A 20920-nucleotide genomic window follows, 5' to 3' on the forward strand; every position below is an offset into this window, starting at 1 on the left:
ATTTAAAATTGGAGCATTGACTTGTCTATTTGCAAGTTAAAATAAGCTGAAATGCGTTGGTGAATCATAACCAAGCGATTTATATATTTTTTAATTCATTCTTTATTTTTATGTATGTGATATGAAAAAATTATAAAAAATTCAGCAAATATCTGAAAGTTATTTGTTTTATATGGAAATATTGGACTTTGGATTAAATTGTGATGGATGACAAAAGCGTAAAAAATGCCCAGTTTATAAATAAAGCAGAAAAAGCCGATTTTTAAACTTGACTTTAGTCGGGTAAACTACAAAAATGCACACTTTAGTTTTATGTGCCTTAGATCGATCACCCTTCGAATAAGTGTCATGTCATGCAATGGGCAACTTCTCTAGCCGAGAAGCTGAACAAAGCTTATAAAATGTGTTTACCCCAACACATTTTAGATCTCATATTGCTTATACGGTAATCAGATCAGAAATTTTTCCTATTGCCATGAAAACTATGAAATATGTGTGCTATAACAGTGCAGGAATTAATGAACAAAACACTGCAGGTGTCTCCCATTTTGCAGTGACAAGACTAGGGTGAATCACGTTGGAACTTTTATCTGGTGGTGAAATGCTCGTTCGCGCATTGGCGGACGAAGGCGTTGAACATGTTTTTGGATACCCAGGCGGCGCAGTACTTCATATTTACGATGCGTTCTTTCAACAAGACAAAATTAATCATTACCTTGTGCGCCATGAGCAAGCTGCTGGTCATATGGCAGATGCCTACTCGCGCGTAACAGGTAAAACAGGTGTGGTACTGGTGACTTCAGGTCCAGGTGCAACCAACACGGTAACTCCAATTGCAACTGCGTATATGGACTCAATCCCAATGGTGATTTTGTCTGGTCAGGTTGCAACACACTTGATTGGTGAAGATGCCTTCCAAGAAACCGATATGGTGGGTATTTCACGTCCGATTGTAAAACACAGTTTCCAAGTGCGTCATGCAAGCGAAATTCCTTCAGTGATTAAGAAGGCATTCTATATTGCATCTTCAGGTCGTCCTGGTCCTGTGGTGGTTGATATTCCTAAGGATGCAACCAACCCAGCAGAAAAATTTGCTTACGAATACCCAGAAAAAGTGAAGATGCGTTCGTATCAACCGCCGCATCGTGGTCACTCAGGTCAAATTCGCAAAGCAATTGATGAGCTATTAAATGCCAAACGTCCTGTGATTTATTCAGGCGGTGGTGTTGTACAAGGCAATGCTTCTGAGCAATTGACTGAACTTGCACACATCTTGGGCTTCCCTGTAACCAATACATTGATGGGCTTGGGCGCGTTCCCAGGTAATGATCCACAATTTATTGGTATGTTGGGCATGCATGGTACTTATGAAGCCAACATGACCATGCACAATGCCGATGTGATTTTGTGTATTGGTGCGCGTTTTGATGACCGTGTAACCAATAACCCTGCAAAATTCTGTCCAAATGCCAAAGTCATTCATATTGACATTGACCCTGCGACCATTTCAAAAACTATCATGGCGCACATTCCAATTGTAGGTGCGGTTGAACCTGTACTTCAGGAAATGTTGGTTCAATTGAAGCAATTAAATGTGTCTAAGCCAAACCCTGAAGCGATTGCTGCATGGTGGAATCAGATTAATGAGTGGCGTAAAGTTCATGGTTTGAAATATGACAAACCAACTGATGGCACGATGAAGCCGCAACAAGTAGTTGAAGCTTTAGACAAAGTGACCAATGGTGATGCGATCATTACTTCTGACGTAGGTCAGCACCAAATGTTTGGTGCGAACTACTATAAGTACAAGCGTCCACGTCAATGGTTGAACTCTGGTGGTTTGGGAACTATGGGCGTAGGTTTACCGTATGCAATGGCGGCTAAACTGGCTTATCCAGATCAACAGGTTGTATGTATCACGGGTGAAGCATCTATTCAGATGTGTATCCAAGAGCTTTCTACCTGTAAGCAATATGGTTTAAACGTTAAGATCTTATGCTTGAATAACCAAGCTTTAGGTATGGTTAAACAATGGCAAGATATGAACTATGAAGGTCGTCACTCAAGTTCTTATGTTGACTCATTGCCTGACTTCCCTAAATTGATGGAAGCTTATGGTCACGTTGGTATTCAAATTAACCATGCCGATGAGCTTGAGTCTAAGCTTGCAGAAGCGATGGCGATTAATGACAAATGCGTATTCATTAACGTAATGGTTGACCGTACAGAGCACGTTTATCCGATGCAAATTGCGGGTCAATCCATGAAAGATATGTGGTTAGGTAAAGGGGAGCGCACAGAATGAGACACATTATTTCCGTTCTCGTTGAAAACGAATCAGGTGCGCTTTCTCGTTTAGTGGGTTTATTCTCTCAACGTGGTTATAACATTGAGACTTTAAACGTTGCACCAACCGAAGACCCAACACTTTCACGTTTAACGCTTACAACTTATGGTGATGATCATAAAATTGAGCAAATCACCAAACAACTGAATAAATTGGTTGAAGTGGTTAAAGTGGTCGACCTGTCAGAAGGCCCGCATATTGAACGCGAATTGATGCTGATTAAAGTCAAAGCATCGGGTGCTGCACGTGCTGAAATCAAACGTACTGCAGACATCTTCCGTGGTCAAATTGTGGATGTCACACCAACGACTTATACGGTGCAGCTTGCGGGTACAACTGAAAAACTTGACGGTTTTATTGACGCGATTGCTGAAAACACCATTTTAGAAGTTGTGCGTTCAGGTGTGTCTGGTATCGCACGCGGCGAAAAAGTTTTAACCATTTAACTAAATTTCATAGTTAATTTTACTCATCGAATTCATTCCATCTCAAAGGATGGAGAGCTTACTGAAGTACTGAATAGACAAGTACTTGAGTAAGATAGGAATCCTAAGCATTTTAGCGGAGACAGCAATGCAAATTTTTTACGATAAAGACTGCGACTTATCTATCATTCAATCTAAGAAAGTAGCGATCATTGGTTACGGTTCACAAGGTCACGCGCACGCGCTTAACCTTAAAGATTCTGGTGTAGACGTAACTGTAGGTTTACGTGCTGGTTCTACTTCTTGGAAAAAAGCTGAGAATTCGGGTCTTAAAGTTGCTGAAGTTCCTGCTGCTGTAGCTCAAGCTGACGTTGTTATGATCTTGACTCCAGATGAGTTCCAATCACAACTTTATCGTGACGTGATTGAGCCAAACATCAAGCAAGGCGCAACTTTAGCATTTGCTCACGGCTTCTCTGTTCTTTATAACCAAGTTGTTCCACGTGCAGACTTAGATGTAATCATGGTTGCACCTAAAGCACCTGGTCACACTGTACGTTCTGAATTCCAACGTGGTTCAGGTGTTCCTGATCTTATCGCGATTCATCAAGATGCTTCTGGTAATGCACGTAACGTTGCACTTTCTTACGCTTCAGGTGTAGGTGGTGGTCGTACAGGTATCATCGAAACTTCTTTCCGTGAAGAAACTGAAACTGACTTATTTGGTGAGCAAGCAGTTCTTTGTGGTGGTGCTGTTGAATTGGTTAAAATGGGCTTCGAAACTCTTGTTGAAGCTGGTTATGCACCAGAAATGGCTTACTTCGAATGCTTACACGAGCTTAAATTGATCGTTGACTTGATGTTCGAAGGCGGTATCGCTGACATGAACTATTCAGTATCTAACAACGCTGAATATGGCGAGTATGTAACTGGTACTGAAGTGATTAACGAACAATCACGTGAAGCAATGCGCAATGCACTTAAACGTATTCAATCTGGTGAATATGCGAAAATGTTCATCCAAGAAGGTGCGTTGAACTACCCATCAATGACTGCTCGTCGTCGTCAAAACGCGGCTCACGGTATTGAAGTAACGGGTAACAAGTTACGTGCGATGATGCCTTGGATCCAAGCAAACAAAATCGTAGACAAAGAGAAAAACTAAGTTTTAGTTTAATCTTTAAAAAACCCTTATTGTATATAAGGGTTTTTTTATGAGTGAAGTAAAGGATGTTACGTGCCTTGCGCTTCGCTCAGAACTGTGTTTTCACTCCTTGCGCTGTAAGCGTCCGCTGAACCCCATGCCTATTTTTTAATTTGAGTTGGATTTCCAGCGATGTGGTAGTAATTCTTCTATTTGGGTCGCTTTATGCGTCGGCAGCCTTTTCAGCACATCACTTAAATAGGCATACGGATCCAAGCCATTCAGCTTTGCTGACTGGATTAACGTCATGATGTTTGCCGCTCGCTGGCCGCTGCGCAGCGAACCTGCAAACAGCCAGTTCTTGCGCCCTAAGGCCCAAGGTCGCATTTGATTCTCTACCCAATTATTGCAAATCGGTAGATTGCCATCATCCAAATAGCGGCTTAAAGCTGGCCAACGCTTCAGAGTGTAATTGATGGCCTTGGCGGTGGGAGAACTCGATGGCACTGTCAGATGATGTTGGTTGAGCCATTCATATAGTTGTTGCATCACTGGTTGACTATGCTGTTGTCGGTATTCGCGGCGGTCTTCCGCTGTACCATCGGTCTTTTTCCTGAGCTCTGCTTCTATCGCATACAGTTTCTGAATCAGCACTAATGCCTGTTCAGCGACCTGACTTTTCCCAGTTACATGCAGTTCATGGAATTTACGACGTGCATGGGCCATGCAGCCCACCTCAATGACCTGACCTGATTTAAAACGTGCTTTATAACCACTGTAATCATCACAGACTAGATAACCCTGCCAGCCTTTCAAGAACTCTGCAGCATGCTGGCCTGAACGACTATCCTGAAAGTCATAGATCACCGCTTGAACTGGATTGTACTGTGTAGTGGCATAGGCCCAGACATAACCTTTCTTCGGTTTTTTATCATTCTCCCCCATCCGCATGATGGTGACCGGTGTTTCATCTGCATGCAGCACCTGCTGTTGCAGCACCACCTCTTTTAAGGCATAGGTATCTACACAATTTCCATGTTTTGCGTTAAATTGAAGAGCATGCTCTTCAATTTTAACATCTCTCGCTTAGATCAGCGCCTTGTCAAACGTTACAACAACCTTGTTCAGTTCAATATGAATCCTCTTGCTTCACTTGCCCCTGCAATCAAAGATATTGCCTCTGCTCAAAAAAATAGTTTCGCAACGACGCAAGCTGTATGGCGGTTTTTAAATAATGATAAAATTTCATTTAAACAATTAAATGAACCTATTCAACAGCTTGCTTGTGATCAGATTAAGACATCGCTGCATCGCTATGCTTTAGTTATTCATGATTGGTCACAAATCCAATATGTGACACATCGTAATAAAACTCAAAAACTCCAAAGGACACATCAGTACGACTCAGGCTATGAATTACAAACGAGCTTACTTGTTGATGCTGCTTCTGGACTTCCTGTTGCTCCATTAGCTCAAACCCTTTCTAGTGCTTAAGGTTGCTATTCGATGTTAGCGGCAATGTAAAAATGACCCCCCAACAGCATTTGAAAATTGACCCCCTTGGTTAATATAGTGGTCTTTTTGGACTGCTCAACATGTTAACTTTGGAGCAAGCAGTGACAATCCAAATACTTCATCAACAAGGTCAATCTATTAAGGCAATTTGAACCGTACCGGGTTTGTCGGAGACTCAATATTCTGAGAGACTATTCCGATGAAAAACCAAACTATACTCCCGAAATTAGAGAAAGAGCGGTTCAATTACTCATTGAATCTGAAAAGGCAGATTCAAGCCCTGTGACAGTTCAATGAAGTTTATATTTCGAGTCATTGAGGATATGTAGCTTTGCTTACTTTAAATGCTTTGATCTAGTAAAATGATGCTATTCGTGCTTTAGATCTGGTGGGTGAATATGCATATTTTATATGTGAGCGATGGTAAGGCAGGTCATCGCTCTCAAGCATTGGGTCTTTTTAAGGCAATGCAAAAGCAAACAAATATTGATCTGACTTTTGAAGAAATTTCAATTGATCATTTACCACTGTTGAGTTTATTGACCGCATATAAAAAACAAAAACATGCTGCAGTATCGCAGCCACCAGATTATATTGTTGGGGTAGGCAGTCATACGCAATTCTGTGTTTTTTTGATGGGTAAGGTTTTTCCGCAAGCGAAAACTGTCATTTTAATGAAGCCAAATTTTCCATTGTCTTGGTTTAATTATGTGGTTATTCCTGAACATGATGGTGTACCAGAGCAGGCAAATGTGATTGTTACACAAGGTGCGCTGAATCCAATTGAAAATGAGCAGCGACACATGCCAAACCGTATTTTGATTGCATTAGGTGGTTCATCTAAACGGCATGTATGGAATGCAGATAAGGTGTTGTCTGCGATTGAGCTGATTGTGCAGCAGAATATGCAGTGTGAGATTATTTTGACGAGTTCTAGGCGTACACCTGCTGATTTTTTAGCGACATTGGCTCAGCAAAGTTTTGCTTCACAATTGCAAATTTTTCCAGTTGAAGAAACGCCGCAGGGCTGGATTTTTGAAGAAATGCAAAAAGCGGAAGCGGTATGGGTGACTGAAGATAGTGTGTCTATGATATACGAGGCACTCACCGCAGGTTGTAAAGTAGGGCTTATTCAGATAGATCGAGTGAAAGAGGATCGTATCACCCGTTCGGTACAGCATTTGCTTGATCAAAAACTTGTATCGAATGCTAGACAAATTGCTGAATTATATTCTACGACTGCTTTTAAAGAAGCAGAGCGTGTGGCGAATAGGATGCTAGTTAAATGAGTTGTAGTTGTTTAAATTGTTATGATGGACTAGCTTATATCCTATTATTCTTTTTTAACAACGATTAAAATATACCAATCTATAAATGGAACATTCATTTGTTTCTTGAGTGATTTATGAAAATATTACATATTGCGAATTTTGGATTCAACAAACAAGGTGCTCATTTTTATTGTACAGACCGTAAGATTTCTGCGGGTTTGATTGAAAATGGTCATTTTGTATATGACTTTAGTTTTCGTGATATGGCTAGAATGGGAACTATTTTTAAAACAAAAAAATTAGGGGCAAATTGGGCAAATAAAGAAGTTCTTAAAATAGTTTCTAATTTAGAACCAGATCTAGTTTTGATTGGACATAGCGATTTAATGAGTCCAACGGTGTTAAAAGAGATAAAGCAACAATTCCCAAAGACAAAAATTGCATTTTGGTATGTTGATCCTTTGTATTTGGAGCAAAAACTTGGTTTTGTTCGTGAATTTTCTCCATATTTAGATGCTATTTTTTGTACGACTGGTGGAGAATATCTTCAAAAATTGAAACAGCCAAATTTAAAAGTAGCTTATTTTCCTAACGTCGGGCATTCAAATGTTGAAATACTAAAACAATTTGAATCTACAAATATTGATAAAGAATTTATATTCTGTGGTGTTGTTTATAAAGAACCAGAACGTGAAAAATTTTTGAAAGACTTGGCAAATACTCTCCAAGCACATTCATTGAAATACCAATATTATGGTTGTTTTGAGCAAGCTGGCGTGTATGGAAAAGGTTATTATAAAGTGCTTTCAGAAGCGCGTATGGGGTTAAATTATTCACGTAAAAACGATGTAACTTTATACAGTTCAGATCGTATTGTGCAGTTAACGGGTAATGGCCTGTTGACTTTTAGCCCTTGTATCCCTGATTTTGAAAAACTGTATAGTGAACAAGAAATTGTCTATTTTAACGACCAAAATGATTTAGCTGAAAAAATTAAGTACTATGCAGATCATCCTGATGAGGCAAGAAAAATTGCAGAATTGGGTTGGAGCAAAACGCGTCATAGTTTTAATGCTAAACGTATTACTCAATTTATGCTTGAAGTTACTTTTGATCAGCCGTTATCTGAAGCATATGAGTGGGCATATGAGGTGTATATCTAATGTGGTTTGTTTATGTGGTACTTGGTTTAATTGTTTTTGCTGCAATACTTTACTTATTGGGTAATTATACCTTTTGGTTACCATTACGCAGTGCAAAATTTCCACGTATCGTGATGTTGCATCAAGTAACCCCCCATGCAGAAGCTTCGGGTATGAATATGCCACCGGCTAAATTTGAACAGTTGTTGCAGTATTTGGTAAAAAAACGGGCTATTTTTTGTTTCGTTTCCGAACTTGACCAGTATGAGGGGCAGAGTAATGTTTTTGCCTTATCATTTGATGATGGCTTTCAGGATAACTACCAGTATGCATTTCCTTTACTCAAAAAATATAATGCGAAGGCAACAATTTATTTAGCAACACAAATTGAAGGTATTGAGAAGTTAAATACAGCACAAATTCAAGAAATGTCAGCTTCTGGCTTAATTGAGTTTGGTGCACATACTCAGCATCATGTAAATTTGTTGAAATTATCTGATGAGGAAGCATTTGCAGAAATGCAGGCATCAAAAAAAGATGTGGAAGTTTTAGTAGGGAAATGTCCAAGCTTTGCTTATCCATTTGGGCGTTTTAATGACAAACATCAACAAATGGCAAAAAAAATTGGTTTTAAAAATGCTGTATCTACACGTAAAAAAGTAGAAGCTTATACAGAAACTAATCAATTTAATATTCCACGTGTCAGTACACATGGCGCAATGAATGCTTTGCAAATGCGTATTGCTTTAGCCAAAGGACGATATAAATTATGATTCCTTGTAGTGTTTATATCGTAACATTAAATTGTGCTGAATGGCTTGAGAGTACACTGGAAAGTGTAAAAGACTTTTCAGAGGTCATTATTTTAGACTCAGGCAGTACAGATCATACTTATGCTATTGCAGAATCATTTCCCAATACGCGGATTTCTCATCAAGATTGGCAGGGCTATGCTGGTCAAAAAAGCTTAGCTTTGGCGCAATGTAAAAATGATTGGGTTTTAAATTTAGATGGTGATGAAGTTTTATCTTCTGAATTAAAAGCTGAAATTGAGCAAACGATACAAAGTAATCAATTGGATGCTTTAATTACACCAATTAACGATGTGTTTTTAGGTGTTCCCAATAGTAAACATACAAAAAAGCATGCCAAGGTACGTTTTTTTCGTAAATCTAAAGGGCGATATGACTTAGAAAATAAAGTGCATGAAAATGTGATTGTAGATGGTCAGAGTGTTCGTGCAGAAGGTGATATTTACCATTATGGTGAATCAAGTATTTTTGTTAAAGTTGAAAAAAATAATCAATATTCTGAATTAAAAGCACAAGAAAAATACCAAAAAGGTAAAGCGCCGAGTTTATTAAAGTTGGTTTTAGTCATGCCTCTCACTTTTGTAAAGTCTTATTTTATTAGACGTAGCTGCTTAAATGGGTGGAGGGGCTTTGTAAACAGCATGGTAAATGCTTTTTATGCATTTTTAAAGGAAGCTAAATTATTTGAGCAACATCATAAAATGAAAAATAAACAGGATAATCTATGAAGATTGTTCAAGTTTTGGCAACAAGTGGTGGTGTTGGTGGTTTAGAACAACACACTTTTAACTTGGTTAACGAATTATCTCAGCAACATGAAGTACATATTATTGCACACCCTTGCTACGTGGATAAATTTAATGCGCATGTATGTTTTCATGCTGTAGATTTTTCTCGTAGTCGTTGGAATATATTTTTACTTTGCCAGCTAAAATCTATTATTAATAAAATTCATCCAGATATTGTACATGCACAAGCAGGAAAAGCTGCTGAATTGGTCTCTAAAATAAGAACATGGCTAAAACCTGTTAAATTTGTAACAACAGTCCATGGTACGAAAAAGAACAAATCAATTTATACTTTTGCAGATGCCGTTATTGCAGTAAGTCAGGCTTTAACGCAAGAAATTCCTAGTGAAAAAGCATATGTGGTTTATAATGGGGTATATACACAACCAAATTTATCTGACGAGCAAAAACAACAACTAAAATCTGAAATTTATACTCAATATTCTTTATTAAATTCTTCTAAAAAAATAGTAATGTGTATTGGACGTTTAGAGCCTGTAAAAAATATAAGTTTACTGCTTGACGCAATGTCTAATATAGATGCACATCTTTTTATTGTTGGTAATGGGTCATTACGTTCAGATTTAGAGCAACAAACAGCAGCACAAAAAATGCTAGATCGTGTTGCTTTTTTAGGTTTTAGGACAGATGCTCGTGATTTAATCCAAATCGCTGATGTTGTTGTATTGTCCTCGGATCGTGAAGGATTTCCATTAGTGATGGTTGAAGCTTTACAAGCAAATAAAACGATGGCATCTACTCGTGTAAATGGTGTTATTGAATGGTTGCCAGAGCCATATCTTGCAAATATAGGACAAGCGAAAGAGTTACAACAAGCAATAGAAAATGCTTTAACTGTACAAGCACAAGCGGACTTTTCTCCTTTATTTATGAAAGCAAAGCAAGAGTTAACTGTTATAGCCATGGCACAGCAAACGCTCAATATTTATGAGCATTTGCTAAAATAGTTGTTTTGGTCTTATTTACTTTTTAACTGATAAGCGTATTGCATCTAAAACTACAAAATTATGTTCAACATTTATTGTATGGCAACCATCATCGTTATTATTCCATGTGGGTAAAACAACTTCTAAAAGTTGCTCTTTATATGAGGTTGGGCTAAGTTCAAGAATTTCTTTGAATTCAATATTACCACCATAACGTTTTAATGAATCTTGACTAGGACGTACAAGCTTGTTTTTATAAATAAAAGGCTTCCCAGCCATTCTGAGTTGCTGATGACCTTTGCAGACTGGATTTTGTGGGTGTTCTTGCCAGTTAGGATTTAAAATATTTTCAGTAAAGAAAATATCTAAACGGTCACCAAATTTTTTGCAGTTTCTACGTGTGGACGTCAATAAATACCACATCCCTTCATGATAAAGAGGAGTGGTATCTACAGCATCAATATTTTCAAATAAGTTTAAATGTTTTTCCCATTTTAAAGGGAAATCAGTACATTTCCATAGTTCAATAGTTTTATTAGCACTGGTTTCAGGAATCATATACCAGTCATTTTCTACCTTAAATACACAAGGATACGATAGGTGGTAGTCCAATTTTAAAATAGTTTGTGGCTTTGAGTAAGCTCCGTCTTTAAAAACCTCCAAGACTGATAAAAAACCTACGGGATGAACATCATTTACTTCTTCGAAAAATATAAAGTGTCGATCATTGTATTGGATGTAGAAGCAATCGGCAAAGGTAAATTTGTGAGGTGAGTGAATTTCAAAAAGATCTTTAAGCTGTTCTTGATTGTTAAAGGATTCATCTAACCAACCAAAACGTATATACCAATGTGAATTAAATTTTTTGGCTTGTTGATTTTGTTGAAATTTGTACCATTTCTTTAAAATTGTTCGCATCATAAAAATTAGATATATAAAACTATCTATCTAATTCTACATTAGATATTATACTTATTCAGTAAAATATTGGTGCTTAGCATGAGCTTATACATCAATAGTATCGTATTTTTTAGTCCGTATAACTTTATTTTCATCTTTATATTTCATTGTTTAGATTTTACAATTGAAATTTAAGGGATTTCTGAAAGTACTATAGTCATAGGGAAATTTAGGAAGACAGATGAGGATTCTTCATACACTGCATTGGGTTCAATTTGCTGGCACAGAAAAAGTCTGTGTTGATTTGTGCAATGAGATGGTCAAAGAACATCAAGTTTATCTTTTAAGTCAGGAGGAAATTCGTCCTTATTTGAATGATGAGGTACAGCTAATTGAATTTGATTTTGAGAAGAATCGTTATAACCCACTATTTTTGTATCAAACGGCTAAATTATTAGAAAAAATATCTCCAGATATTATTCATTGCCATAATACAAAAGAAATTGAGATTATGAAATATGCGCAAATTTTTTTGACAAAAAAAATTCCAATTATTGCTACAAAACATACATTACAATATAAAAAAAAATACAATCTTGCGGATTTATGTGTCGCTATTTTAGAGGATACCAAACAGCTTTTGAAGCAAGAGTCGATCATTATCAAAAATGGTATGACATACCAACCACCTACTAAAATTTCTCGCCCTGACAAGTTTTATATTGTACTAGTGGGTCGTTTAGATAAAATGAAAGGTTTTGATATTGCAGTTGAATCTCTTGCATTACTTAATTTTGAGTTCGAATGTCATATTTTTGGTCAAGGTGAAGAACAAGAAAATTTGCAACAGCAGATAAATAGGCTTAAATTGCAAGACAAAGTTTTATTAAAAGGCTTTAGTAATCATATTAATGATGTGTTGTATAGTTGTGACTTACAAATTATTCCATCCCGTTTTGAACCTTATGGGCTTGTCGCTATTGATGCTATTTATTATGCTCCACTAGTGATTTCCTCTCACACAGGGATTAGCGAACAAATTTTGCCAGAGGTATTAAAATTTGAGAATAATCCACAATTCTTATCAGATAAAATAACTGAAGTTTATAATAATTATGATAATTTTATTTATATATTTGATCAAATAAAAGCGACTAAGGACTGTTTTAGTATTGAAAAAATGGCCTCTAGTTATTTAGATGCATACCAAAAACTAATTAATAGCTATTACCCTAATTGAAAAGGTAACCTAATAATGGAGTCATTGATTTAAGTAGTAGACCTCTTGCGAAAGTATAGTTTTATGTAATTTTTGAATTGGCTAAAACCTCATAAAATATAGCTTTTGGCTGCTTAAAATTTGACTAACACAAGAAGTCTAGTATTCGGGTTATATAAATTTTAATACGAAAATCTAAAGTAACAGCTTTAAACTCTGTTAAATTAGACTAGAAACTAATTTTGATCTATTAAAGTCTATATTTATTATTGTTTATCCGAATTCCCCGCCAACACCATATAAATCAGCCCAACAAAAATCACAAATGCACCGCCAATAGAACTTAAGCTAAAGTACAAAATGCGGTCATTGGTGTCTAAGGCAAACAGGTTATTGGCCAGAATATAACGCATGAACAACCATTGAGCGACAGCAAATACAATTAGCATAATGCCACGATTACGAACTGCAGGACGCATAGCCATAGTAACGCTCAACTCAAAATTCAAAACGAAGCGCTATTATGCCATTGTTGAAAATTGATCTCAATTGAATAACCTAAATCTTGGTTTTATACGTGCAAAAAGAGCAAACGTATTTAAAAAAATCTACTCTTTACGGTACATATTGACATTGCCCAAGCAATTTCTAAAGCGCTTGTATGACCAAATATATTGCTCAGGTGCTTGTTCAATCATATTTTGCATTGAAAGGTTTAGACAGTCTACAGAGTGTTGTAAATCTTGAGACAGAATAGCATCTGGTAATTTTTGACAGTGAATATTGAAATATCTTAAATTTGGACTTCGAATACAGCTTAAACCAATAATATTGCACTGTGTTTTTGCTGCAAGCTTGGAAACTAGTGTGATGGATAAAGTCTTTTTCCCAAAAAAAGCAGAATATATACCACCAGATGGCTTGGGTAAATGATCTGGTAAAATGACTGTTAAACCGCCGTGTTTCAAATGTTTAAAAATAGAACGAATACCAGTTTCATTGGTGGGTACTAAAATGGCATTAAATTTTTCTCGGGCTTCTAGCAAATATCGGTTTATCCCTCTGTTTTTATTAGGCTTATACATAATCATGGGGGCTGTATATACACTGAGCCATGCATTGAGTAACTCCCAGCAACCAAAATGAGGAACTACCACGATAACTCCTTTTTTATTTGCAAGAGCGTCAGTTAAAACCATTTCACCATAAACATTTTTTAGCAGATTCAAACTGTAATTTGGTGGCATTCCCCAGCATTTAATAAACTCTAGATAACTGAGACATTGACTTTGTACACTCTTTTTTATGAGCTGTTCTTGTTCGGCAGATGAAAGCTTTGGATAAGCCAGTTTAATATTAATTGCAGTGATGCGTTTGATAGATAAATTAAAATAATAAATAAGACCAGCAGCCATCATTGCAATTGCTTGCAGCAGGCGTAAAGGAAAGACAGATATTATTTTTAAAATTAAGTACATCAGACAGCCGATCTCAAAATATAAGGTACAAATGAAGCATAAATTTTGCAGTGAACGCGAACGTGCTTGTTCCACAAGAAAAATGATCAGAAGCCTTAAAACAAAATAAAATGAGGTATGAAATTGAATTATTCAATGTTATTCATAATTAGGCAGTTTAGCATAGTGCAGTGTAATCGTTTTGCTATTAGCCAAGTAAAGTAATTATTATTTTTATTGTTCAACTTGGAATTTATCCAAATTGAAGTTAATAAAAAACCCTGCAAATTTGCAGGGTTTTTCTGAAACGTTCAAAACTTATTCTTGAGATTCTGCTTTTGGTTTTTCACGTAAACGAATACCCAAATCACGCAATTGAGTCGCCTCAACTGGTGCAGGTGCTTGAGTCAATGGACATTCAGCTGTCTTGGTTTTCGGGAAGGCAATTACATCACGAATAGACGAAGCACCTGTCATCAACATCACCAAACGGTCTAAACCAAATGCCAAACCACCGTGCGGAGGCGCACCGTATTTCAACGCATTCAACAAGAAGCTGAATTTCTCTTCGGCTTCTTCTTCTTCAATGCCTAAAGCTTCAAAAATCGCTTTTTGCATTTCTAAAGTATAAATACGCAGTGAGCCGCCACCAATTTCAGTACCGTTCAACACCATGTCGTACGCGACAGATAAAGCTTCACCTGGGTTGCTCTTCACATCTTCAACGCTTGATTTAGGCAAGGTGAATGGGTGATGCACAGAGGTCCATTTACCATCATCAGTTTCTTCAAACATTGGGAAATCAACGACCCAAAGCGGTGCCCATTCGCAGGTTGCAAGGTTCAAATCGTGACCGATTTTGACACGGAGTGCGCCCATTGCATCGTTTACCACTTTGGCTTTATCTGCACCAAAGAATACGATGTCGCCATTTTCTGCGCCTACACGTTTTAATAAATCAAGCACGATTGGCTCAATAAATTTCACGATTGGAGATTGTAAACCTTCGATGCCTTTTTCAAGCTCATTAACTTTAATATACGCCAAACCTTTCGCACCATAGATGCCTACAAATTTAGTGTATTCATCAATTGCACTACGTGGCAATGAACCCGCGCCAGGAACGCGAAGGGCAACAATACGACCTTTCGGATCTTTCGCTGGGCCAGCAAATACTTTGAACTCAACGTCTTGCATCAAGTCAGCAACGTCTACCAATTTCAGTGGGATACGCAAGTCTGGCTTATCAGACGCATAATCACGCATCGCTTCTGAATACGGCATACGTTGGAATTTGTCGAATTTCACGCCTAGAAGTTCATCGAACATCTTCACGGTCATGCCTTCCATCAAATCCATAATATCATCGTCACTCATGAACGATGTTTCAATGTCGATTTGAGTAAATTCTGGCTGACGGTCAGCACGTAAATCTTCGTCACGGAAACATTTTGCGATTTGGTAATAACGGTCAATACCACCCACCATCAACAATTGTTTAAATAATTGTGGAGATTGTGGCAGGGCATAGAAGCTACCGTTAGATACGCGGCTTGGCACTAAATAGTCACGTGCACCTTCAGGTGTAGCACGTGTCAAAATTGGTGTTTCAACATCCAAGAAACCATGATCGTCTAAATAGTTACGAATCAGGTTGGTCACTTTAGAACGGAAACGTAAGCGATCTAACATTTCTGGACGACGGATGTCCAAGAAACGGTATTTCAAACGAATTTCTTCTGAAATGTTGGTATTTTCGTCGTTCAATGGGAACGGAGGCGTTTCAGATGCTGCAAGAACTTCAATTTCCTTGCCTAAAACTTCAATTTGTCCACTGACCATATTGGCATTTTCTGTGCCTGCATAGCGACGACGTACACGACCTGTAATTTTTAATACAAATTCTGAACGTGCTTTGTCTGCAGTTGCAAATGCTTCTGGAGTGTCTGGGTCAATTACGACTTGCACAAGACCATCACGGTCACGCATATCTAGGAAGATCACACCACCGTGGTCACGACGACGGTGTACCCAGCCACACAGGGTAACAGTTTGATCAATTTGAGCTTCGGTTAAAGAACCGCAATAATGAGTTCGCATCATAGCGTTAAAAATCCAACTATATGGGTTAAGGAAGCGAATACGTAAACAGCGCACCGCCTTTAGCAAAGGTAGGATTATGCCTCTTTGGGCATGTGGCTACAAGAACCTGCTGCAAAAACAGTGGGTTTTTACAAGGAATGTGTCTGAAATAGGATAATGCAGCAAGATTCAGGATAAAGTGATGAGCTTTGACTTTATTTTATCTACCCTTACCGATCCAAAAACAAAAATAACAGACAACCTAAACTGAACATGAGTAATGCCCCTTGGCTAAACTCATTGATGGCACGTCCCGTAAAATAATACAGTTCGGCTTGCCAAGTCGCATCGGGGATATAACGCGCATAATCCCAAAGTGAAAAACCACCACATACAATCGACAAGATAATTAGGCCGATGGCATAAACGCGAATTTTAGTGCTTACAGAACTGACCTGTCGATGCTTGCGATAATAATACAGGCTCATCCATAACAAAAAAGGCAGCGCCAAAATAGAACTGCCAATTTGTAGTACGCGATGCATCGGATAAATCCCTGTTCCTAATTGTACCGATTGCGCTAAAAAATCCTGAAAGGCAAAACTACGAAAGTCGTGATGGGTTAAACCATCCCAAATTAAATGGGTGGCATTGCCAATCAGTAAGGCGAGAATCAAGCCACATACAAACCTAAGTACAGATTTTATCGTGTTTAGATTTAAAGGGTGATGCACGCCCACAAAGCGATACAATGCAGGGCGATAGAGTAAATACCACAGCGCACAAAAGACAAGACCCAATAATAAATTTGGATACAGCAATGCTGACCATAAATGTGGAGTGGGATCATGACGCAAAGTAAACAGACGGTGTAAATCTGGCAACATCGTACCTATAGCGAGTGCAGCGATAGGCAGACGTTGTCCTGAAAGCTTGGCGAGTGGTGGGGCAAGTACCGCATGTGAGAGCGTAAAGGGCATACCAATTCAAAGTAAATAATATAAAAAATCAGAATAAATTGTGATGAATAGCTTAATTGAGAATACAGAGGAACAATGTTTTTTATTGCAATGTTAATGAAATGTTATATTATAACATCAATTATTTTTACTAATTTGAGCATGGGTCATGTCGTTCCATAAAAATTTAATAACACTTTCCATTTTTTCAGTGCTGACACCTGCAGCATTCGCCAATACTGAAAGCAGTAGCACACAACTGGAAACCATTCAGTTACAAGCACATCCTTTGGTGCAAACTGCGGCAGATTTTGCAGTGGCAGATCATGTGATTGATCAAAAAACTTTGGCAGAACGTAGTACCACCATTGGTGATGCGATGGCAGATGAGCTAGGCGTATATTCCAATCAATATGGTTCAGGCTCTAGCCGCCCAGTAATTCGTGGACAAGATGGTCCACGGGTTAAAGTGCTGCAACATGCTTCAGAAACTGCCGATGTGTCTATGCTTTCACCAGACCATGCTATCACTGTCTCCCCGATTTTAGCCAAACAAGTTGAAATTATTCGTGGCCCATCAACATTACTTTATGGTGCAGGAACGGTTGGTGGCTTAGTTAATGTGACCGATCAAAAAATTCCAACTCAAATGCCAAATAATGGTTTAGAAGGACAGGTAGGTTTACGTTACAACACAGGTAGCGATGAAAAGCTAGTGAGTGCGGGGGTAACTGCAGCACTCAGTGATCAATTTGCGCTGCGTATTGAAGGTTCAAAACGTAAAGCCAATGATTACATTACCCCAAACTATTGGGTAGAGCATCATCATACAGAAGTACATGTTGAACCAGATGGCTCAACCCATACACATGAACATGAAGAGTTGGTAAAAGAACGCCGTGTAGACAATACCTTTGCCGAAGGCCAAACGGTGAATATTGGTGGATCATGGATTCATGATCGTGGTTTTGTAGGTGTGTCATACAGTAACCGTCAAGACAAATATGGATTGCCAGGGCATAGCCATGAATATCATGGTTGTGGACCAGATCATGACAATCGAAATACGATTAAATGTCTTCCTCATGAGGGAGACGACGATGAACATGCGCATGGCGGTCCATGGGTTGATCTAGAATCACACCGTTATGATTTACGTACCGAGCTTGATCAGCCTTTTCCAGGTTTTGATAAACTACGTGCGCACGCCAGTTTTACCGATTATGAACATGATGAACTGGAAGAAAATAAAGTCATCAGTAACTTTAAAAGCAAAGGCTATGATGCACGTTTAGAATTGGTGCACAAACCCCTTGCAGGTTGGGAAGGTGTGTTTGGTACACAGTATAGTCAGCAAAAAATTGATTTAACTGGACAAGTTGAACAACACGGCAATCATTCTCATGAAACCGTGCCTATGCCAGATACCAAAACTCAAAAATATAGTTTATTCGGTTTAGAACATAAACAATTTGGCGATGTGCATGTTGAACTCGGCGCACGGGTTGAACATCAAAAAATTGATGTCGATGCGAAGCAAAAAGATTATTCAGATACGGGCGTATCTGCTTCTGCAGCAGCCAACTGGCAGTTTGCACCGAACTATAAACTATCCTTTACAGGCTCACACCAACAGCGTTTACCGTTGGCACAAGAGCTTTATGCAAATGGCATCCACTTTGCAACAAACACTTATGAGCGTGGCAATGCAAATTTAGATGTGGAAAAATCGAATAATTTAGAACTTGGTTTGCACTATGAAGCTGACAAACTGGATTATTCGTTGCATGTCTATCATAACTGGTTTGATAACTATATTTATGGTGCAACCACCGACCATATAGAAACTTTCCGTTTAATTGATTATCAACAAGACAAAGCCAAGTTTTATGGTACAGAAGCTAAGCTAGGGTATCAGATTAGCCCTGATTATAAACTCAGTGTGTTTGGTGATTATGTGCGTGGTGAAATTGACAATCAAAATGCACCACGTGTACCTGCAGGGCGTTTGGGGACTAAAGTGGATGCCAACTTTGCCGATGGTTGGTCGGGTATGGCGGAATATTATCGTGTCTTCAAACAAGACAAGGTTGCTTATTTAGAGCAAGAAACAGCAGGCTATAATATGGTCAATGTTGGTGTGGCTTATGCAGGAAACTATGCCAACAAACAAGATTACCGTGTGTATTTTAAAGCCAACAACTTGCTCGATGATGAAGTGTATTCACATACATCGTTCTTGTCGAATATTCCACAAGTGGGTCGTAACTTTACAGTCGGCGTGGAATTTGGCTTCTAAAATTCAATTTGCCTTGAGCAGGATGTCTGCGTGAAAACACAGAAATCCTCTTGAAAATCCAAACAATTAAACCTAGTCTGAGCGCATCGGACTAGGTTTTTTGTTATGCGTATCTTTCAGCGAATTCATCAAAAATTGAATTGGTCGCCTCGGGCGTATGTGGGACTTATTATAAGTTTTCTGGCTTTAGGTTATTTGGCGTCTGCGACCTACCACAGCTTAAAACCATTACCCGAAGGGCTGAATTACACTGGAAAATTACGTCATGCGCCTATTAAATTTATTGCCGATCAGACCTATATCGACGCGCAAGGTGTTCAGCAACAACAGCATCAAATTTTTAATGAAATTTTAGAGCTGGTTGATGCAGCACAAAGCACCATTGTATTGGATATGTTCTTGTTTAATCCTGAAGTGGGAACATCTAAACAGCAGCATCAGCCACTGACACAGCAACTCACCGATGCTTTAATTCATAAACGTCAGCTGCAGCCAAATATTGAAATCAAAGTCATTACCGATCCCATTAATTCGGTATATGGCGGTATTGCACCTGAGCATTATCGTCAATTGCGTCAGGCAGGTATTGATGTGATTGAAACAGATTTAACCCCGCTGCGCGCATCGAATCCGCTGTGGTCGGGGTTTTGGTATCTCTGCTGTCAGGGCATTCCAAATAATGCTGAAAAGGGTTGGCTGCCAAGTCCGTTCGGCAAAGATAAAATTACCTTACGTAGTTATTTCAGCTTGCTTAATTTTAAAGCCAACCATCGTAAAACCATGGTGGTCGATACCGCCGAAGGCTGGAAAGCATTGGTCACGTCGTTTAATCCACATGATGGCAGTTCACGTCATTCTAACAGCGCTTTATTGGTGACGGGCAATACCGCAGTAGATGTGTTGCAAACAGAACAAGCCGTCGCGCGTATGTCGCAGGGCAATCTGTCTGGGGTGATTGTGGGGGAGTTTGAGGCAGATTCGTCTTATCCTCAAGTGCAAGTCATCACTGAACAAGCCATTTTAGAGGGCAGTTTGACACTGATTCGGCAGACCAAAGCGCAAGAACATCTGGATTTGGCGATGTTCTATTTATCGGAGCGACAAATCATCAAGGCACTGATTGCTGCACAGCAACGTGGCGTACAGGTGCGGGTATTACTCGACCCGAATAAAGATGCTTTTGGACGTGAAAAAAATGGCATTCCAAACCGACAGGTGGCGGCAGAATTACATGCTGCAGGGGTGAAGGTACGTTGGTGTAATACCCAAGGTGAGCAATGCCACAATAAAATGCTGATGAAATCGAATGCCACACAGGCTGAGTTGATTTTAGGTTCTGCTAATTTCACCGCACGTAATTTAAAAAACTATAATTTAGAAAGCAACTTGCGTGTGGTCGGACAGGTGCAAGACCCTGTATTTCAGGATGCTCAACACTATTTTAATACCGCATGGTCAAACCTTGAGGGTAAAAATATGAGTGTGGATTATGCGGTGTATGCCGATGAGTCGAAGTGGAAATATGCGCTGTATCGCTTTATGGAGTGGAGTGGTTTATCGACATTCTGACTTTAAACTTTTTCAGTCAGATGTAATATTCCTAGAAAAATCCC

General features: G+C 38.6%; 16 protein-coding genes and 2 pseudogenes. 12 read left to right on the forward strand and 6 right to left on the reverse strand.

What is annotated here, in order from left to right; all coding sequences use genetic code 11:
* The first annotated feature begins 577 nt into the window (after positions 1–577).
* The 3 genes from FTU35_RS06275 (at position 578) to ilvC (ending at position 3937) form a co-directional block, all read left to right on the forward strand.
* The gene (locus FTU35_RS06275; RefSeq protein WP_096902629.1) at positions 578–2305 is read left to right on the forward strand and encodes an acetolactate synthase 3 large subunit; all 1728 of its coding nucleotides are present in this window, start codon (positions 578–580) and stop codon (positions 2303–2305) included.
* Positions 2302–2793, forward strand: coding sequence for an acetolactate synthase small subunit (gene ilvN, locus FTU35_RS06280; protein WP_004974986.1), 492 nt, complete (start codon positions 2302–2304; stop codon positions 2791–2793). The genes FTU35_RS06275 and ilvN overlap by 4 nt, the downstream gene beginning before the upstream one ends.
* 127 nt (positions 2794–2920) lie before the next feature.
* Positions 2921–3937, forward strand: a complete 1017-nt coding sequence (gene ilvC / locus FTU35_RS06285) for a ketol-acid reductoisomerase (RefSeq protein WP_180050536.1) — start codon at positions 2921–2923, stop codon at positions 3935–3937.
* A gap of 147 nt (positions 3938–4084) precedes the next feature.
* On the opposite strand, the pseudogene FTU35_RS06290 reads toward ilvC, so the two are convergent.
* A pseudogene (locus FTU35_RS06290) lies at positions 4085–4930 on the reverse strand (IS66 family transposase); the annotation flags it as partial.
* A gap of 120 nt (positions 4931–5050) precedes the next feature.
* Here FTU35_RS06290 and FTU35_RS06295 point away from each other — a divergent pair.
* The 6 genes and pseudogenes from FTU35_RS06295 to FTU35_RS06320 all read left to right on the forward strand — a co-directional run.
* Positions 5051–5407: pseudogene (locus FTU35_RS06295) on the forward strand (transposase); the annotation flags it as partial.
* A gap of 422 nt (positions 5408–5829) precedes the next feature.
* The gene (locus FTU35_RS06300) at positions 5830–6720 is read left to right on the forward strand and encodes a mitochondrial fission ELM1 family protein (RefSeq protein WP_180064599.1); all 891 of its coding nucleotides are present in this window, start codon (positions 5830–5832) and stop codon (positions 6718–6720) included.
* Between the two features lie 116 nt (positions 6721–6836).
* Positions 6837–7865, forward strand: a complete 1029-nt coding sequence (locus FTU35_RS06305) for a glycosyltransferase (protein ID WP_180064600.1) — start codon at positions 6837–6839, stop codon at positions 7863–7865.
* Positions 7865–8617 (forward strand): polysaccharide deacetylase family protein, encoded by a 753-nt coding sequence (locus FTU35_RS06310; protein ID WP_180064601.1) that lies wholly within the window; start codon positions 7865–7867, stop codon positions 8615–8617. The genes FTU35_RS06305 and FTU35_RS06310 overlap by 1 nt, the downstream gene beginning before the upstream one ends.
* Complete coding sequence (locus FTU35_RS06315; RefSeq protein ID WP_180064602.1) at positions 8614–9384, forward strand: glycosyltransferase family 2 protein; 771 nt, start codon at positions 8614–8616, stop codon at positions 9382–9384. Before FTU35_RS06310 ends, FTU35_RS06315 begins: the two co-directional genes overlap by 4 nt.
* Entirely contained in the window at positions 9381–10412 is a 1032-nt protein-coding gene (locus FTU35_RS06320) for a glycosyltransferase (RefSeq protein WP_180064603.1), read from the forward strand. The genes FTU35_RS06315 and FTU35_RS06320 overlap by 4 nt, the downstream gene beginning before the upstream one ends.
* Positions 10413–10427: 15 nt before the next feature.
* Here FTU35_RS06320 and FTU35_RS06325 read toward each other — a convergent pair whose 3' ends face one another.
* The gene (locus tag FTU35_RS06325) at positions 10428–11312 is read right to left on the reverse strand and encodes a hypothetical protein (RefSeq protein ID WP_180064604.1); all 885 of its coding nucleotides are present in this window, start codon (positions 11310–11312) and stop codon (positions 10428–10430) included.
* 220 nt (positions 11313–11532) lie between these two features.
* Here FTU35_RS06325 and FTU35_RS06330 point away from each other — a divergent pair, with 220 nt between their 5' ends.
* Positions 11533–12531, forward strand: a complete 999-nt coding sequence (locus FTU35_RS06330) for a glycosyltransferase (protein WP_180064605.1) — start codon at positions 11533–11535, stop codon at positions 12529–12531.
* Between the two features lie 245 nt (positions 12532–12776).
* On the opposite strand, the gene FTU35_RS06335 is transcribed toward FTU35_RS06330, so the two are convergent.
* The 4 genes from FTU35_RS06335 to FTU35_RS06350 all read right to left on the reverse strand — a co-directional run bounded on the left by FTU35_RS06335 (position 12777) and on the right by FTU35_RS06350 (position 17029).
* A complete protein-coding gene (locus FTU35_RS06335) occupies positions 12777–12995 on the reverse strand; it encodes a hypothetical protein (protein WP_179995034.1) in 219 nt (72 codons plus the stop codon).
* Between the two features lie 123 nt (positions 12996–13118).
* Positions 13119–13988, reverse strand: a complete 870-nt coding sequence (locus FTU35_RS06340) for a lysophospholipid acyltransferase family protein (protein ID WP_136144003.1) — start codon at positions 13986–13988, stop codon at positions 13119–13121.
* Positions 13989–14285: 297 nt separating this feature from the next.
* The gene (gene aspS, locus FTU35_RS06345; RefSeq protein WP_004975017.1) at positions 14286–16070 is read right to left on the reverse strand and encodes an aspartate--tRNA ligase; all 1785 of its coding nucleotides are present in this window, start codon (positions 16068–16070) and stop codon (positions 14286–14288) included.
* Between the two features lie 209 nt (positions 16071–16279).
* Positions 16280–17029 carry a DUF4184 family protein gene (locus FTU35_RS06350; protein ID WP_179988682.1) on the reverse strand — a complete coding sequence of 250 codons (750 nt, stop codon included), beginning with the start codon at positions 17027–17029 and terminating at the stop codon, positions 16280–16282.
* Positions 17030–17177: 148 nt separating this feature from the next.
* Between FTU35_RS06350 and znuD the strand changes: the two genes are divergently transcribed.
* Together znuD and FTU35_RS06360 are read left to right on the forward strand one after the other, a co-directional pair.
* Positions 17178–19307, forward strand: coding sequence for a zinc piracy TonB-dependent receptor ZnuD (gene znuD / locus FTU35_RS06355; protein ID WP_180064606.1), 2130 nt, complete (start codon positions 17178–17180; stop codon positions 19305–19307).
* Positions 19308–19412: 105 nt separating this feature from the next.
* Positions 19413–20876 carry a phospholipase D family protein gene (locus tag FTU35_RS06360; RefSeq protein WP_131260775.1) on the forward strand — a complete coding sequence of 488 codons (1464 nt, stop codon included), beginning with the start codon at positions 19413–19415 and terminating at the stop codon, positions 20874–20876.
* The last annotated feature ends 44 nt before the right edge of the window (positions 20877–20920 follow it).

This window comes from Acinetobacter sp. YH12095, assembly GCF_013419245.1.
Lineage (GTDB): Bacteria > Pseudomonadota > Gammaproteobacteria > Pseudomonadales > Moraxellaceae > Acinetobacter > Acinetobacter towneri.

What these genes read in the sequence shown, in the direction of transcription:
- FTU35_RS06340 (WP_136144003.1), bottom strand. Translation starts at nt 13,988, where the DNA reads ATGTACTTAATTTTAAAAATAATATCTGTCTTTCCTTTACGCCTGCTG.
- FTU35_RS06335 (WP_179995034.1), bottom strand. Translation starts at nt 12,995, where the DNA reads ATGGCTATGCGTCCTGCAGTTCGTAATCGTGGCATTATGCTAATTGTA.
- aspS (WP_004975017.1), bottom strand. Translation starts at nt 16,070, where the DNA reads ATGATGCGAACTCATTATTGCGGTTCTTTAACCGAAGCTCAAATTGAT.
- FTU35_RS06350 (WP_179988682.1), bottom strand. Translation starts at nt 17,029, where the DNA reads ATGCCCTTTACGCTCTCACATGCGGTACTTGCCCCACCACTCGCCAAG.
- FTU35_RS06305 (WP_180064600.1), top strand. Translation starts at nt 6,837, where the DNA reads ATGAAAATATTACATATTGCGAATTTTGGATTCAACAAACAAGGTGCT.
- FTU35_RS06320 (WP_180064603.1), top strand. Translation starts at nt 9,381, where the DNA reads ATGAAGATTGTTCAAGTTTTGGCAACAAGTGGTGGTGTTGGTGGTTTA.
- FTU35_RS06325 (WP_180064604.1), bottom strand. Translation starts at nt 11,312, where the DNA reads ATGATGCGAACAATTTTAAAGAAATGGTACAAATTTCAACAAAATCAA.
- FTU35_RS06310 (WP_180064601.1), top strand. Translation starts at nt 7,865, where the DNA reads ATGTGGTTTGTTTATGTGGTACTTGGTTTAATTGTTTTTGCTGCAATA.
- znuD (WP_180064606.1), top strand. Translation starts at nt 17,178, where the DNA reads ATGTCGTTCCATAAAAATTTAATAACACTTTCCATTTTTTCAGTGCTG.
- FTU35_RS06360 (WP_131260775.1), top strand. Translation starts at nt 19,413, where the DNA reads ATGCGTATCTTTCAGCGAATTCATCAAAAATTGAATTGGTCGCCTCGG.
- ilvC (WP_180050536.1), top strand. Translation starts at nt 2,921, where the DNA reads ATGCAAATTTTTTACGATAAAGACTGCGACTTATCTATCATTCAATCT.
- FTU35_RS06330 (WP_180064605.1), top strand. Translation starts at nt 11,533, where the DNA reads ATGAGGATTCTTCATACACTGCATTGGGTTCAATTTGCTGGCACAGAA.
- FTU35_RS06300 (WP_180064599.1), top strand. Translation starts at nt 5,830, where the DNA reads ATGCATATTTTATATGTGAGCGATGGTAAGGCAGGTCATCGCTCTCAA.
- FTU35_RS06315 (WP_180064602.1), top strand. Translation starts at nt 8,614, where the DNA reads ATGATTCCTTGTAGTGTTTATATCGTAACATTAAATTGTGCTGAATGG.
- ilvN (WP_004974986.1), top strand. Translation starts at nt 2,302, where the DNA reads ATGAGACACATTATTTCCGTTCTCGTTGAAAACGAATCAGGTGCGCTT.